13 protein-coding genes and 2 pseudogenes are annotated in these 15,271 nt (G+C 43.3%); 12 read left to right on the top strand and 3 right to left on the bottom strand.

Translation table 11 applies throughout. The annotated features are described in order from the left end of the window. The first annotated feature begins 107 nt into the window (after nt 1-107). The 6 genes from FSB73_RS18935 to FSB73_RS25600 all read left to right on the top strand — a co-directional run bounded on the left by FSB73_RS18935 (nt 108) and on the right by FSB73_RS25600 (nt 5,200). Nucleotides 108-749, top strand: coding sequence for a TetR/AcrR family transcriptional regulator (locus FSB73_RS18935; RefSeq protein ID WP_146785788.1), 642 nt, complete (start codon nt 108-110; stop codon nt 747-749). A gap of 96 nt (nt 750-845) precedes the next feature. After that, nucleotides 846-2,165 carry a TolC family protein gene (locus FSB73_RS18930; RefSeq protein WP_146785785.1) on the top strand — a complete coding sequence of 440 codons (1,320 nt, stop codon included), beginning with the start codon at nt 846-848 and terminating at the stop codon, nt 2,163-2,165. 77 nt (nt 2,166-2,242) lie between these two features. Next, nucleotides 2,243-3,352: an HlyD family secretion protein gene (locus FSB73_RS18925; RefSeq protein WP_146785782.1), complete on the top strand. Its 1,110-nt coding sequence runs from the start codon at nt 2,243-2,245 to the stop codon at nt 3,350-3,352. A 274-nt stretch (nt 3,353-3,626) separates the two neighbouring features. Next, nucleotides 3,627-3,812 carry a hypothetical protein gene (locus tag FSB73_RS25610; protein ID WP_225974178.1) on the top strand — a complete coding sequence of 62 codons (186 nt, stop codon included), beginning with the start codon at nt 3,627-3,629 and terminating at the stop codon, nt 3,810-3,812. 9 nt (nt 3,813-3,821) lie between these two features. Next, nucleotides 3,822-4,760, top strand: coding sequence for a DHA2 family efflux MFS transporter permease subunit (locus FSB73_RS25605; protein ID WP_225974177.1), 939 nt, complete (start codon nt 3,822-3,824; stop codon nt 4,758-4,760). Continuing rightward, entirely contained in the window at nt 4,754-5,200 is a 447-nt protein-coding gene (locus FSB73_RS25600; RefSeq protein ID WP_225974176.1) for an MFS transporter, read from the top strand. The genes FSB73_RS25605 and FSB73_RS25600 overlap by 7 nt, the downstream gene beginning before the upstream one ends. Before the next feature lie 337 nt (nt 5,201-5,537). Here FSB73_RS25600 and FSB73_RS27775 read toward each other — a convergent pair. The 3 genes and pseudogenes from FSB73_RS27775 to FSB73_RS18900 all read right to left on the bottom strand — a co-directional run bounded on the left by FSB73_RS27775 (nt 5,538) and on the right by FSB73_RS18900 (nt 9,253). Next, nucleotides 5,538-6,667: pseudogene (locus tag FSB73_RS27775) on the bottom strand (DUF445 domain-containing protein). A gap of 522 nt (nt 6,668-7,189) precedes the next feature. Further along, nucleotides 7,190-8,386 carry a C1 family peptidase gene (locus tag FSB73_RS18905; RefSeq protein WP_146785772.1) on the bottom strand — a complete coding sequence of 399 codons (1,197 nt, stop codon included), beginning with the start codon at nt 8,384-8,386 and terminating at the stop codon, nt 7,190-7,192. A 246-nt stretch (nt 8,387-8,632) separates the two neighbouring features. Next, entirely contained in the window at nt 8,633-9,253 is a 621-nt protein-coding gene (locus tag FSB73_RS18900) for a M15 family metallopeptidase (protein WP_158639607.1), read from the bottom strand. A gap of 429 nt (nt 9,254-9,682) precedes the next feature. On the opposite strand from FSB73_RS18900, the gene FSB73_RS18895 reads away from it, so the two are divergent. From FSB73_RS18895 to FSB73_RS26995, 6 genes and pseudogenes are all read left to right on the top strand, one after another. Beyond that, nucleotides 9,683-10,204: a septal ring lytic transglycosylase RlpA family protein gene (locus FSB73_RS18895; RefSeq protein WP_146785766.1), complete on the top strand. Its 522-nt coding sequence runs from the start codon at nt 9,683-9,685 to the stop codon at nt 10,202-10,204. Between the two features lie 215 nt (nt 10,205-10,419). Further along, complete coding sequence (locus FSB73_RS18890; protein ID WP_146785763.1) at nt 10,420-11,235, top strand: glutaminyl-peptide cyclotransferase; 816 nt, start codon at nt 10,420-10,422, stop codon at nt 11,233-11,235. Between the two features lie 97 nt (nt 11,236-11,332). Beyond that, nucleotides 11,333-12,811, top strand: coding sequence for a CCA tRNA nucleotidyltransferase (locus FSB73_RS18885; protein ID WP_225974175.1), 1,479 nt, complete (start codon nt 11,333-11,335; stop codon nt 12,809-12,811). 171 nt (nt 12,812-12,982) lie between these two features. After that, nucleotides 12,983-13,558, top strand: coding sequence for an IS1096 element passenger TnpR family protein (locus FSB73_RS18880; RefSeq protein ID WP_146785760.1), 576 nt, complete (start codon nt 12,983-12,985; stop codon nt 13,556-13,558). Nucleotides 13,559-13,799: 241 nt separating this feature from the next. After that, nucleotides 13,800-14,377, top strand: a pseudogene (locus tag FSB73_RS27000) (CNNM domain-containing protein); the annotation flags it as partial. Between the two features lie 12 nt (nt 14,378-14,389). After that, nucleotides 14,390-15,157: a hemolysin family protein gene (locus FSB73_RS26995; protein WP_262712663.1), complete on the top strand. Its 768-nt coding sequence runs from the start codon at nt 14,390-14,392 to the stop codon at nt 15,155-15,157. Nucleotides 15,158-15,271: the final 114 nt, after the last annotated feature.

Here is a 15,271-nt window from a genome sequence, read left to right as displayed (position 1 = left end):
TTGGCACAAAAGGGGTTATTTTTTCAAAAAATATTAAACAAATGTTTGATTAACTTAAACAATTGTTTAATTTTGCACTATCAAAAGCAAAACAAAGGAATTGAGATATGTCAGACAAAAAATCTCATATTGTTAATATAGCCATCGAGCTGTTCTCCAAAAATGGTTTTGAGGGTACATCGATGCGTGATTTGGCGAGTGCAGCCGGCGTCAATATCGCTATGATTAACTATTATTTTGGCAGCAAGGAAAAACTCTTTGAAGCCATTGTAGAAGGGCGCTCTGAAATAGTCAGAAAAGAATTTGAAGAACTGGCACAGGATAAAAGTCTTACAGCCATTGAGAAAATGGACCGTATTATAGAAATGCAGGTAAACAAAGTCTTAGAAAAACGCCATTTTCATAAAGTCCTTCAAAATGAGGTCATGTTGAATAAACGACCTGAACTAAATATTGCCATCGGCAATATTTTTAAAAAGAACGGCATGCTGATAAAAGGAATTTTGGAAGAGGGGATTAATAATGGCGAGTTCAATAAAGTAGACTACGGACTCATCACTTCTACCATTATGGGAACGATCAACCATGTTTTTTTATCTCGTACCATCTGTAACCTGATTTTTGAACAAACAGCGCAAAATCCTGATCCGTTTGAAAATCCTAAAATAAAAAAAAGGGTCATTGCCCATCTGAAGGATTTGATTCACGTTTATCTTCTAAAGAAACCGGAAGGATCCTCACAAGCATAATACCGACTTAACCGAATTGTAAAACAATTTATAGATGAATCACACATTAAAAAAAGCAGGATATCTGATTGCCTTAATGATCATGCCTGCTGTTTTGTGGGCCCAACAACCGACAAAAACCTAAGTTTAAGTGAAGCCATTGAACTGGGACTGGGGCACAGCAAAAAACTCATGCTCTCAGATGCAGCAGTTGAGCAGGCTGAGGCAAGTCTGCAACAGTCCAAGGACGCAAAACTTCCAGATCTTAAATTAAGTGGTGCTTATTTATATCTGGCCCAACCACATTTGGATATTAAATTAGATCTGGGCGATAATAGTGATGACGATGCAGGCTCCTCGGATGACGGATCTTCCTCAAGCAGTTTTCCAAAAGTTCACCAGGCCGTCTACGGCATGGTCAGTGCTTCTTTGCCCCTGTATGCAGGAGGCAAGATCACTAACTCCATTAAAAGTGCCGAGTATCTGACAAAGGCTACTAAACTGGACGCAGAAAATGACAAAGAAGAAGTCGTACAAAACATTATCAGCGCTTATTATAACCTCTATAAGGCAGATGCCCAATTAAGACTGGTCAATGAAAATCTAAAAACCGCTGTGCAGCGCGTAAAAGACTTTTCAAATCTGGAAGCCAATGGCATTATCGCCAGAAACGATCTGATGAAAGCAGAATTGCAACAAAGCGATATGGAGCTGGCAGTACTGGATGCAGAGAACAACCGCAAGATTACTAATTTTAATTTTAACCTGCTACTAGGACTGGAAGATAGTACACAGATCATCATTGACACCAATGCAGTCGGCACACCTGCACAGGTAGAAGGGCTAGCTGATCTGGTAACAATGGCCAGATCCAACCGGTTTGATTACCTGGCCACCGTCCAGAGAAGCCAGGCAGCCTTATACAATACAAAGGCGATCCAAGGAAATAAATATCCGACCGTTGCACTCACAGGTGGTTATATGGCCGCCGATATCCCTAAGGCACTTTCAGCATATAACATCGTAAACGTTGGGGTAGGCGTCAGTTATGATCTGGGCGCTTTGTATAAAAATAAAGCCAAGGAGCGGGCCGCCAAGACGCAGGAAAAGATACTGGACATTCGGCGCCAAAAATTGGATGACGATATTCAGACAGAGATTTTCCAGGCCTATAATAATTATACCCATCAACTCAAAAAGCTGGATGTGTTGCAAAAAGCCATTGAGCAGGCAGCGGAAAACTACCGCATCACCAAAAATAAATATGACAATGCGCTGGCAACAGCCACTGAACTTTTCGATGCGGATGTCGCACAGCTACAGGCCAGAATCAATTTTGCCAATGCAAAAGCAGATGCAGCCGTTGCCTATAATAAAATCTATGAAACGGTAGGCGTACTGAATAAACGAGTGCATCACATAAATAACGACAAATAATTCGGTTTACAGATAGGGTATACCGCCAAAAACAAGCATAAAACAATAATTCAATTATAATTTATAAAGCGAGAAAAATGTCTCAGGAAAATAACACCACAAAACCCAAGAAAAAATCAAATGCCATGTTTGCGATCATTTTCTCCATTCTGGTCGTAGCAGGTATTATTTATGGCGTGATGGCTTTTTTGCATGCACAAAAGCATGAAGAAACAGATGATGCGCAGATCTCCAGTGACATCAGCCCGGTCATTCCACATGTCTCCGGTTATATTAAAGACGTACTGGTGAAAGATCATCAATATGTACATAAGGGCGACACCCTGGTCATTTTGGATGACCGTGATTTTCAGATTGCCCTGGAAAATGCCCAGGCCGGTCTCGCTGCTGCTAAGAGCGGTGTAAGCGTAGCCAGCGCAGGGATCGGCGTCGCACAAAGCAATATCGTCAGTTCAAGGACCTCCATTGAAACGGTGGATGCACAAATAGAAGCCGCTAAAGTAAAACTTTGGAGAGCCAATAGTGATTTTGAACGCTACAGTAATCTGATAAAAGACCACACGATTACCCAACAACAGTTTGAAGAGGCAAAAGCCACCAAAGAACTGGCTGAAAAACAGTTGAGTATTCTTCAGGCACAAAAAAATGCAGCTGCTAAGAACGTAGCAGCCGTCGTTTCTCAAAAAGAGGTATCCAACTCTCAGGTTGCCTCCGCTCAGGCGAAGATCAAACAGGAACAAGCCTCCATTGATGCCGCTAAACTAAACCTTTCTTATACGGTCATCACGGCTTCTGTAGACGGGCAGGTGGGTACCGTAAACTTACAACCCGGTCAATTTGTTTCCGCAGGCCAGGCTTTATTTGAGGTCGTTCCCAATTTAAAAAGATGGGTCGTTGCCAATTTCAAAGAAACGCAGATGACTAAAATCCGCAAAGGTCAGGATGTGCAGATTCATGTGGATGCCTACCCTGATATGGATCTCAAAGGAACAGTGAGCTCTATATCACCGGCCACCGGGGCTAAAATGGCATTATTACCGCCAGATAACGCTTCCGGCAACTTCATAAAAGTGGTTCAACGTCTTCCGGTGCGTATTGATCTTGTCGGCGCATCTGATTCAACTTTGCAGATGTTAAGCTCTGGTATGAGTGTGGACGTGGACGTCTTGCTTACTTCCGGTAAATAATATAGAAAATGGTTTTAAATAATTGGCTTTAGCAAGTGATCTGGGCTACCGGTACTCCTGATCACCCCTGGTGAAGCAGTCGTCTTCTAAAATTCATTAGTAGGCATTTAAGAAGCCAGCCAGCAAGGGCAGTGCGCTTTAGTTATTTACCATTAAACAGTAATTAATGACTACGCCCCGTCAGTGGCAGCGTATTTATTGATTTGCGCGAATGTCAGGTAGCTACTAAGCGATAATAAGCCAACATTTTCTTTTTAAAAGATGAAAAATTAAAATGAGTAATTCAATAAGCCTAAATCAACAGGATTCTTTGGTAGAATATGGCGCCAGGCGAGTGGTGATCGTGATTACAGCCATCCTGTGCGCACTGCTGGAGATCGTGGATACGACGATTGTCAACGTGGCGCTCAATGATATGAAGGGTAACCTGGGGCAACGCTCAGTGAGATCGGTTGGGTGATTACGGCCTATGCCATCGGGAACGTCATTATTATCCCATGACCAGTTGGTTAAGCCAGCAGTTTGGTCGCAGAAACTATTTTGCGGCATCGGTGATCGTATTTACAGCTTGTTCTTTTTCTGCGGTAATGCCACTAGTCTGTGGGAACTGATTATTTTCCGGTTTCTTCAAGGAGTAGGTGGGGGCGCCTTGCTTGTTACTTCCCAAACCATTATTACGGAAGTATTCCCAATGGATAAAAGAGGTATGGCTCAGGCTATTTACGGACTTGGCGTAATCGTGGGTCCAACCCTTGGGCCACCACTGGGTGGTTATCTGGTAGAGACCTATAGCTGGCCTTATATCTTTTTTGTAAATATCCCCATAGGTATTGCGGCCGCTATCATGACCTTAAAATTTGTTCGTAGTCCTAAATATGGAACAAAGAAAAAAGCCAGCGAAGTAGACTGGTATGGGATTTTATTTTTAATGGGCGCGGTGGGCTGTTTGCAGTTTGTATTGGAAAAAGGGCAAGAGGAGGACTGGTTTAGCTCCCATCTGGTGGTGATTTGTTCCATTATCTCTGCAGTTATGTTCTATTTCTTTATCTGGCGAGAGACCGTGGCTAAAAACCCCATTGTCAATCTCAGAGTACTCAAAGATAAGAATCTGGCTATCGGTACCATCCTGACCTTCATATTAGGGTTCGGCCTATATGGATCAACCTTTATTATACCACTTTACTTGCAGAATATTCTGGGCTGGACAGCCTATCAGGCTGGTCTGATTATGGTGCCATCGGCCGTGGTAACGGCCATTATGATGCCCATTATCGGTATACTGATGCAAAAAGGGGTCAAGCAACAACTCTTGATTGCGCTTGGGTTTATCCTGTTTTTGTCTACAGCTTGTGGGGATATAAGATCATCACACCAGACACCGGTTTTAATGACTTTTTCTGGATGCTGATGCTGCGTGGTTTTGCCCTTAGTATGATCTTTATTCCAATTACGACACTGGCCCTGTCCACCCTTACGGGTAAATCCATCGGCGAAGGTGCCTCCTTTACCGGTATGGCCAGACAGCTGGGCGGATCTTTCGGGGTCGCGTTGATTTCTACTTTTATGACGCGTCAGAACTTCAGCTACCGTACCGATATGGTCAGCAATACAAATGCAGCCAGCGGCATATTCCAGCACAAATATGAGAGTCTGGTGGCCATGTTTACGCATAAAGGCATGGCGCTTAACCAGGCAAGGAAAGCCGCCTATGAGGCCATTGATGGCATGATCATGAAACAAGTAGCCATCTTGTCCTATATGGATGTATTCCTATACATTGGTATGATGTTTTTAATCTGTGTGCCATTTGTATTAATGGTTAAAAACAGTAAGAAAAAGTGGATCTGAGTGCGGCAATGCACTAATTGAAATAATTAAATGATTTAGTCGGATTCGGCACTCATTAAGCAAAAAGGAACATCTGTTCTCACATATACAAAAATGTATATACGGGCAGATGTTTTTTTGGGTAGTACTTCCATATATACACTTTCTTCTGCTCCTGCTGTCTGCTGCCATCAGGCACAATAGGACGTTACAAAAATGTCTCAGGTAATGTCTCAGGTAATGTCCTGGGTTATTTCTTAGACTTAATCGACCCGGTTTTCTCTGCGATCCCAGACGCAAATACTTGGTCATTTTCTATCCAGCGTAGCTGCGTAGCGTAGCTGTGTAGCCTAACTGACTAGAGTAATTGAGTAATGGTATAAATGAGCAACCCAACCAGGCCGCCGACAATCGTGCCGTTGATACGGATATACTGCAGGTCTTTACCTACCTCCAGTTCCAGTTTTTCACTCAGATCATGACCCTGCCAGTTGCCCACAGTGCGACTAATCAGTTCACCCACCCGCGCTCGGTTGCGTAGCGTCAGCCGGTAGGCATTTAACCGGATCCAGTGATTGACTTTGCCGGCCATCTTTGGATCATTTTTTAAATTATCTGAAAGAACCAGGATCTGCCGGTCCAGATAACGGGAAAGTTTAGTGGTTTGTCCTAGTTCTGGTGCATAATCCAGTTCCTGCAGCAGCATATCTTTTAAATATTGCCAGGCCATCATGGCGTAGCCTTCCAGTTGTGTTTCTGAAAGCAGCCCGGCTTTTAGCTGCGCAAGGTCATTTTCATACTTTTCAGACGATTTTAAATCACTGGATAATAGTCTAAGCTGCCCCCTCATTTCTTGTCTAAGCGGGTGATTAGGTGTCTGGTGAATCTCATGGATATAATTGGCAAGCCCAGTGGTAATACGATTGGCCAGCATGTTATCAACAAAACCCGGCACCAAAAAGCCGCTTTCTTTTTTACTCTTTCTTTGACCAGCTCCTCATTGCCCGCAATATAATATTTAAGTTTTTCAAGCAGGTAATTAAGCAGTCTTTGGTCCTGACCCTGGCTAAGCAATAAGTCCAGGGCACTGCCCAGGGTAGGGCCCAGATTTACTGTTTCCAATAAATCCCGCCCTTTGTTTTTGAGAAAACGGGCTGCCGCCTGATCATCTGTTTTTTCCAGGAGTTCTTTGGCCATTTTCATAGCTTCCTGAAGCATTTGTTCACGGTTGCGCTCAATAGCCAGATAACCTCCAGCCATGGTAGCCACATCCAGCTTCTCAAAATAGGGGCGCAGTGCCATGGGTGTCAGAAAATTATCTACCACGAAGCCGCCCAGATTATTGCCGATCGTATTTTTTTTTCTTTCAATCAGGTTGGTATGTGGTATTTTCAGTCCCATAGGATGGTGAAAAAGTGCGGTCACGGCAAACCAATCTGCCAGTGCCCCCACCACACCCGCCTCGGCAAATGCACTGACATACCCCATCCAGCCGGCAGGTTCTTTTTTCATCAGGAAAACCATAAGTAAATAGACCGCTGCCATAAATACAAGACAGCAAGTAGCCAGGGTCTTATGTTTTTTTAATTGCCGGGCCTTATAATCTTCTAGTGTCCCATTTTCTTTTAATTGTTGCGACATATCTTTTTGCAGACTTGCAGGTATTTAATTGTACAATTATTCAGGTAAAATTACACTAAATCATTTATATTGAAATAACCGGCTTGGCTTAGCTGATCAGAGCGATCTAAAAATTCCAGCAAACAAATTGCACGCCTGCTATCAGGATATTTTGTAGGATATTTAGATAACAGCGCAAATGCCCATTTTAGCACCAGCCAGAAATCCAGCAATAAAAAAAGGGTCTGTTGTAATGCGCGCATTGCAACAGACCCTTTTTTTAACGACTTGCTGCAACTTATGCAGTCACAGCCTCCGTAATGCTCCTTTATGCTCCTTTAATGCAAGCCGTCCCAAAGCGGTTGCTTTGCAGCCAATATTGAAGGAGTCCTATAAGGATATTTTCCGAGCCAGGCTTTTAGGTACAGATTTTTTGTTCACCAAAATAGATGTGGTTTTATACTGTACATAGGCCTTGGACACATATAAGAAGCCATTGTAATCATTTTTAGTGCCCCAAGAGTTTTTAACGATATAAAACTCCTGACCGTCCTGGTCTTTGGCCAAACCAACAATATGCATTCCATGGTCATCAGTAGTGGTATAATCTTCCAGACCCTGCTGACGCAGTTCAGGCGTTATCACCATTTCTGTACGGTCACCATTATAAATGGCCGCTTTTTCATCGCGTGTCAGCTTTTTACCTTCCAGCTCCTCAGCGTTTTTAGGGACAAAAGCAACACCGTTGGGCCAGCTAAAATAAGGCTCAGAAACATCGGCGCCCCAGCCAACTGTATAACCGTTTTTCAGCGCATTGTCAATAACATCTGTCAAATCAGTTGGGGTAATATTGTAATCCCATTGGTATGCCCAGTTATCGGAGGCCATCATCATGGCTTTTTTATAATAAGGCGTTGAGGTCTGAGAAATAAACTCAATGTAATTATCTGCATCCAGATGGGCGACTTCTTTAGCGAAGGTTGCCGGTGTATAGGTCTTGCCATTGTATTGGAAAGTTGCAGGAACGACACCCAGGCTATCATCCAGGATCTTTTTAAATTCAGCTTTCCAGCCGGCCGGATCAATCTGACCTTTAATGGCAATTACTGAATCCAGTAAAGCTTTCAGCTTTTTCTGCATCGGGCCAAACCGGTTGATTTTTTTGCCTCCAACCAGACCGGTATAGTCTGATTCTGGCAAAGTACCATATTTGGCATACATATTAATAACGTCATGGCCTTCTCCACCATCACCCCAGCTCAGACCGCCTTTCATCAGGACATAAGCATCTGCTTTTTCCATATAGGCTTGACGCACGGTATAGATTTTAGATAAGTGTACAGGCGCCTGTCCGTTTTTAATCATTTCAGATTCCAGGAAGGAATTGGCTGAATAGCTCCAGCAGGTTCCTGAAGAGCCCTGATTTTCTACCGGCGTGGTAGACAGATCAATCACATTGGTAAATTTAAATCCTTGTTTTGCCGCATCCGTTGCATTTTCACTCGCTTTTTTAACCAGGTTCACCTGTGCAGTAGCCATTGACACGGTCAATAGTATTGCAAAAGCTGAAAGAAGCGTTCTTTTCATTGTTCTCTTAAATTGGTTTTAGAAATAATTGTTTTATTTAATTGTCCAGGCATATTGATTACATTGACATTGTACTAAATATAAAATCAATATTGCACAGCGTGCTGTCCTGTACAAAAAAACGAACCCAGGTTCAGAACCGGGGTCAGGTGGCCAAAGATAGGCGCATAATAACGATATTCAAAAAAACTTTTGAACACCTGTTAGTTTACCTGCAAAACTTGGATGCTTTTGGAGGGTCAATGTTTAATGGGGGGCATTATTCAACTCGGCAAAGGATAAATTCAGCAAATGATACCGGCTGTTATCTCCAGGATAGCTAAAATGCCACCATTCAGTGCTAAGCGGCTTAAAACCGCCGTGCACCATCACACTTTTAAGTAACGCCCTGTTTTTCAAAACATTGTCAGGCAAATTTTGATAACCCTGGTGGGCCTTATTGGTAAAATTGTCAAATTCAGTTGGCATCTGGACCGGTTTACCGGTTTTTAAGTCATAGAGACTAAGATCCACAGATAAAGCTCTGTTATGACCGCTGCCATGTCGGGGATCTGCCGCATAGCGGTTATCCGGCACCACTTCCCACATCTTTTCAGTCACTGAATAAGGACGGTAGCTGTCATAAATAAGCAAACCGTAGCCCAGCTTATTAAACTGTCGGGCTATTTTTTGCAGCGCAAGCGCAGCTGGCTTTCTAAGATAGGCCCTTGGTGCCTTATAAAGTACTTTGCCGGTAAAATTATTAAGGGTCGCATAGACAAAATCTGTTTTAAGATCCTCTATTAAACTATCCAGGGGGATTAACGCCAGATCAGGATCCTGGCTTATGCGCTGCTGGTAACTCGCCATATCATTAATTAGTCTCAAACCATATTTGTTTATTTTGTATGTTTGGGCATTTAAAGGCATCAAGGGCATCGTAAGGGTTATAACAATAAGGGTCAGGAAAATTTTAATACCGCAGATCACTTTGCAGATGCGACGATTGGTTCGGAAGAATCGGTTGATCCGCCCAGTTAGGGCAGACAACCTGGCTAGCAATGCCCGCTTCCCTGGGCCTGGTAAACCCAGCGCATGGAAGGGAAAAATGGTATTAACCGACCCTTGAAGTGACATAAATAAGGACATAAAATTCAAATTTTCTGATTCCGGCTTTATAATAAACCTGGATCAGGTTTAAAAGCGGGAACAAAATAGGCAATAATTGCCAACCGGCAAACGCTCTTTTGGCAATTGGAGGGCAATTTAGAGGGCAAAAACAGCATAACAGGCATTCAACTTATTTTAAATTCTTAGATGACGGGGACAAAAAAATACGCCACCAATACTTTTTTATTGATTGGCCTATGGGCTTTGGGGCTGATTATGTTGGGCAACGGTCCCCTGTATGGGCAATTGGCACCTACAAAATCAAAATCAGTGCAGGTAACCAAAGGGGCAGCCGGCCAAAAAATTGTCCTGGGTAAGGCGACGCATTACAGCCGCAGCCTGGAAGGCACCAAAACGGCCATTGGTACCCGGTATCAAAACCATAAAATGACAGCAGCCAGTAATTTTTTTAAGCTGCGAACCTGGGTTAAGGTCACCAGGCTTTCTAATGGGCGCAGCGTCACCGTATACATCAATGACCGCATGCATCCCTCCATGGCCAGTAAAGGCCGGGTCATTGACCTGTCCATCGCCGCCGCCGAAGCCCTCCATTTTATGGGTGGTGCAGGAATCACCCGGGTCAGGGTGGAAGAGATTCCTAAATGGGACGCTTTATCCAATGAGAATCAACCTGCGCCAGCCGATGAGATCAGCGCTTATGATCGCTAAAAGTGGTAAGCATCAGACCACAGGCATTACATTAATACATCAACACAAAGAAACTTAAAAACCTCAGACAATTGATACAATTGCAAACGGATGACATAATTTTGGAATCCTAAAGAAATATTGTGAATTTAGCGCTCCTGAATCGCAAGTAAAAACTGGCCAGATTGTTTAATTATGATCAGTGTAGGCGATTCATTAAAAGTAAAAGAAAATATATGTTGGTTAAGAAATATATGGTATTGCCTTTGTTTATCCTTGCTGTAGCCTGTGGCAACAGTGCAGGCGATCACTTAGGCAACCAAACCGATCAAAGTACGACCTTAAATGCCAAGCCGGATTACACGGTTATTAAAGTCTATCCACATGATCCTTCAGCCTTTACAGAAGGTTTTTATCTAAAAGGCGACACCGCCTATGAAAGTGCGGGCGAACCTGAGAAAAGCAGACTATTTAGCTATGATCTGAACTCCGGCAAGGTTTATCAGGAAGTAAAGCTGGCCAAAGCAGATTTTGGCGAAGGCATTAGCGAGCTGGGAGGGAAAATTTATCAGATGACCTGGCAGCAGCATATCGTATATGTCTATGACGCAAAAACGCTTAAAAAGACAGGGCAACTTACCTGGCCCAATGAGGGCTGGGGGATGACCACCGATGAACAGCATTTGATTGTCAGCGATGGCAGCAGTCACCTCTATTATATCAATCCGGTAGATTTTTCCGTTGTAAAAACCTTAAATATCCAGGGAGCTTATGGTCCTTTATCGCAGATCAACGAGCTGGAATATGTAGACGGGTTTATTTATGCCAATGTCTGGCAAACGGATAATATCGTCAAAATTGACCCTGCCACCAGTAAAGTGGTCGCCACTTATGATCTGACAGATATTCGCAAAAAAAATGGATTTGCGCAAAATAAGGATGATGTGCTCAATGGCATTGCTTATCATAAGGCAACTGGTAATTTTGTCATTACGGGCAAAAACTGGCAACACAGTTTTGAAATTAAATTTGCAAACCAACCCAAGCCTTAGCAAATCAGAGGGCCGGTTGTTGCCGCTGCCAATTATAGTTACTATTTAACCTACTGATTATAATTGTAATTATATTATTCAATTATAATTTTTATTTATGAATCGCATGGACTTTGACTTTCCAGTGTCGCAACGTGAACATTTTGTCTTTAATAAGATTGCCGCCACAGCCGATGAGTTGGGCATGGAGGTCTACCTGATTGGCGGCTATGTCCGTGATAAAATCCTGGATCGCCCGACAAAAGATGTCGACATTATGACAGTAGGTGATGGCTTACTACTAGCAAAGCAAATTGCAGAGCGGTTTCATCCAAAGCCACCTGTTACGCTTTTTAAAACCTACGGGACTGCACAGATTAAATTACCAGACATGGAAATTGAAATCGTGGGTGCCCGCAAAGAAAGTTACGAACAAAGCAGTCGCAAACCAGCGGTAGCGCAAGGCTCCCTGCAGGATGATCTTAACCGCAGAGATTTTACGATCAATACCTTTTTTTCAAGACTCAGCCTGCATCACACGGACGGCGGCAGGATCCAGGATCCTTTTAACGGACTACAGGATCTGTCCTATAAAATTATCCGGACGCCACAGGCGCCAGATAGCACCTTTAGTGACGACCCCTTAAGAATGCTAAGAGCCATCCGCTTTGCGACCCAGCTACAGTTTAGCATTCAGCCAGAAACACTGGAAGCAATCAAGCGGCAAAAAGAACGGATAAAAATCATTTCAGGGGAAAGAATTGCTGATGAGCTCAATAAGATCATGATGGCCAAAAAACCTTCCATCGGCTGGGCACTGCTTTTTACAACCGGTCTTTTGGATCAGTTTTTTCCGCAACTCTCCTCCATGGCAGGCGCTGAAAACGTAGATGGGATTGGCCACAAGGATAATTTTTATCATAGTATCCAGGTATTAGATAATATTGCCCCACATACCAAAGATCTATGGCTGCGCTGGGCGGCTTTGCTTCATGATATCGGCAAACCAGCCACCAAGCGTTTTGAAAAGGGGCATGGCTGGACTTTCCATGGCCACGAACTGGTGGGCGCCAAAATGGTTCCAAAGATTTTTAATCAGCTAAAACTGCCCCTTAATGACAAAATGCGCTATGTACAAAAACTAGTTGGACTACATATGCGGCCAGTCAGCCTGACCAAGGAAAATATTACCGATAGTGCGGTCAGAAGATTACTCTTTGATGCCGGCGCTGAGACAGATGATCTGATGACCCTCTGCTCGGCTGATATTACCAGTAAAAATGTTATGAAGGTCAGGCGCTTTAAGGAAAACTTTAAACTTGTCCGCAAAAGGATGGAAGAAGTGGAGGCCGCTGACAAAATGCGCAACTGGCAGCCACCAATTTCAGGGGATCTGATCATGCAGACCTTTGGCATCCGCCCCAGTAGGGAAGTAGGTATTATTAAGGATTGTATCCGGGAATCGATCATTGAAGGAATCATACCGGGCAGCTATGAGGCGGCCTATCAATTGATGCTGGATAAGGGCGCCGAGTTAGGTCTGGTGTCCAAAAAAGACGGCGGCACCGCGCCTAAGACTGGCCCTGGTGAGCTCTAAAACCATGACAGGGGTCTAGCAAAGACAAACAACAGCTTGCCTTTGCTAGGCTTCTCTGGCCGGCTTTTTGTGCCGCAGCAGCTTTATAAGTCAGTGGCTGGCAGACGGGCAAGCTGGCAAGATTATGCTATTTTTAAATAAGATTCAATCATATTATTAAAAACCATTGATATGGCCGTTTTGAAATTCAGGGTATATGTGGAAGAAGATAGTGGTGTTTACAGAGATATTGTCATTCAGACCGCGCAATTGTTCCAGGATTTGCATGCCTGTATTTTGCAGTCCTACGGTTTTGACAATAAACACCAGGCGACCTTTTATAGAAGTAATGAACATTGGCAAAGAGGCCGCCAGATATCGCTGGAAAAATATGACCGGCCCTACCGGGTGGAGCCCCTTTTGATGGCTGATACTGTTATTGGTACTGAGATTAAGGATACCAACCAACATTTTATCTATGAGTATGATTTTGATAAAAACTGGATCTTTTTGCTGGAACTCATTGGCATTAATAAAGATGCTGATCCCAGAAAAGAGTATCCTTATATTAGTCGGACGGAAGGAGTGGGGCCGCAACAATACGGCAATAAAAGTCTGCTACCGGATCAATTTATAGATATTGAGGAAAAATATGATCTGGACAAAAATGCTGACGGCTTTGAAAGTGAAGGTGGTGATGATGCTGATCAGGACGATAGTGATAACCAGGATGAGTCAGATGATCAGCAATTCACAGACGACCTTTAAATTCGAATTGTACCGACCTGCCCACGGGTAGACTAGCAGCTTATATTTTTGGGGAAAATCCATTTTAAATAAACTAAAAATACAGGCCAAAGCGTTCAAAAGAGGCCTGGGAAAGGTGTATTTTAACCGTTTCCAGGCCTTTTTGGGCCATTTGCCTAAAAAAGAGGGTTGTTTAACCATATTTTTTTTACGTTTTGGCGCAATTTGTGTAATATTGTAGTTATTCACTTGACTAAAAACAATGATTTCTGATATACCTCCGGCCTCTGAGTCCGTTGACATTTTAAAAATAGTATTAACCATTTTTCTGGTTTTATTAAATGGTTTTTTCGTTGCTGCTGAATTTGCTATCGTAAAAGTTCGTTCTTCCCAGATTACCACCACAAAGGGGGCTTCCAAAAAATTGGTCAATACGGCACGTATTGTAACCAATAACCTGGATAATTATCTGGCCGCTACCCAACTGGGGGTAACACTGGCCTCCCTTGGCCTTGGTTGGGTTGGTGAGAGCGTGATGACCAGTGTGGTCGTAAAATTCTTCCATCTGTTCTCCGTTGATATGAGTACCCCAACAGCCAGTAAAATTGCTATTATCCTGGCTTTTGTGCTTATTACCATTTTACATATTGTTTTTGGTGAATTAGCACCAAAATCAATCGCCATCCGCAAGGCCCCCAGACGACTTTACTGATCGCCGTACCGCTTCGCATCTTCTATTTTATATTCAGGCCTTTTATTTTGATGCTGAACTTTATGGCCAATTTAATTCTGAAGGCACTTAGAATCTCTCCTGTCAAGGAACAAGATATTCATACAGAAGAAGAGATCAAAATGATCATCACAGAAAGTGAGGAGGGAGGAGCCATTGAAGACTCTGAAAGAGAGCTGATTAATAATGTATTTGACTTTGACTCCAGAAGGGTCAGAGAAATTCTGACCCACCGAAAAGATATCGTGGCCCTTGATATTGATACGAGTTTTGATGAGATTGTAAATACAGTCGTAGCCGAGGGCTATTCCCGTTATCCCGTATATAAAGATTCGCTGGATGAACTGGTCGGCATCCTGACCGTTAAAGATATCCTGCAATTTGTCAATGCAGGCAAAACCAGAGATATTAAAAAAATATTGCGACCGGTGTTTTATATCCCGGATTCCATGAAAATCAAGGATATTTTAAAGTCCTTTCAGAAAGATCACCTGCAGATTGCCGTTGTAACAGATGAATATGGCGATCTGGCTGGTATTGTCACCATGGAAGATATCCTGGAGGAACTGGTCGGAGACATCCAGGATGAACACGACGCAGAATTACCCATTGCGGTACAGCAACCGGATGGAAGTTTTCTTGTGCAATCCCATGAAACCCTGGAAGATATCAATGAATACCTGCCTAAGGCTTTCCCGGTAAATGATGATGATTATTCCACCCTGTCAGGTCTGATTACCTTTAGTCATGGCAGTGTACCGGTCGAAGGAGAAGTGCTGGAACTCGCCGGTTATGAAATTACCATTCTTAAAATGTTTAGAAGCTCCGTGGAAAAAGTGCGCTTGCGATTACTACCAGGCACATCCTTCAACGAAAAGGTAGATAAATAATGCCCGTTCTTTGTCCGGGCCGCTAGCGGCCGGGACAAAGAACGAAACCACCACCTTTACCTACTTCATATTTACTATTTATTAGCTGGCAACACCACTGGCATACGCACGAAT

The organism is Arachidicoccus ginsenosidivorans (assembly GCF_007971385.1).
In the GTDB taxonomy this organism is placed as follows: Bacteria; Bacteroidota; Bacteroidia; order Chitinophagales; family Chitinophagaceae; genus Arachidicoccus; species Arachidicoccus ginsenosidivorans.
The sequence above is the reverse complement of the archived record's forward strand: the minus strand, read 5'-3'. Positions and strand labels throughout refer to the sequence as shown.

Excerpts from the sequence above, each read along its gene's own strand:
- FSB73_RS18935 (WP_146785788.1), top strand. The coding sequence starts at position 108 with ATGTCAGACAAAAAATCTCATATTGTTAATATAGCCATCGAGCTGTTC.
- FSB73_RS18925 (WP_146785782.1), top strand. The coding sequence starts at position 2,243 with ATGTCTCAGGAAAATAACACCACAAAACCCAAGAAAAAATCAAATGCC.
- FSB73_RS25610 (WP_225974178.1), top strand. The coding sequence starts at position 3,627 with ATGAGTAATTCAATAAGCCTAAATCAACAGGATTCTTTGGTAGAATAT.
- FSB73_RS25605 (WP_225974177.1), top strand. The coding sequence starts at position 3,822 with ATGCCATCGGGAACGTCATTATTATCCCATGACCAGTTGGTTAAGCCA.
- FSB73_RS25600 (WP_225974176.1), top strand. The coding sequence starts at position 4,754 with ATGCTGATGCTGCGTGGTTTTGCCCTTAGTATGATCTTTATTCCAATT.
- FSB73_RS18905 (WP_146785772.1), bottom strand. The coding sequence starts at position 8,386 with ATGAAAAGAACGCTTCTTTCAGCTTTTGCAATACTATTGACCGTGTCA.
- FSB73_RS18895 (WP_146785766.1), top strand. The coding sequence starts at position 9,683 with ATGACGGGGACAAAAAAATACGCCACCAATACTTTTTTATTGATTGGC.
- FSB73_RS18890 (WP_146785763.1), top strand. The coding sequence starts at position 10,420 with ATGTTGGTTAAGAAATATATGGTATTGCCTTTGTTTATCCTTGCTGTA.
- FSB73_RS18885 (WP_225974175.1), top strand. The coding sequence starts at position 11,333 with ATGAATCGCATGGACTTTGACTTTCCAGTGTCGCAACGTGAACATTTT.
- FSB73_RS18880 (WP_146785760.1), top strand. The coding sequence starts at position 12,983 with ATGGCCGTTTTGAAATTCAGGGTATATGTGGAAGAAGATAGTGGTGTT.
- FSB73_RS26995 (WP_262712663.1), top strand. The coding sequence starts at position 14,390 with ATGATCATCACAGAAAGTGAGGAGGGAGGAGCCATTGAAGACTCTGAA.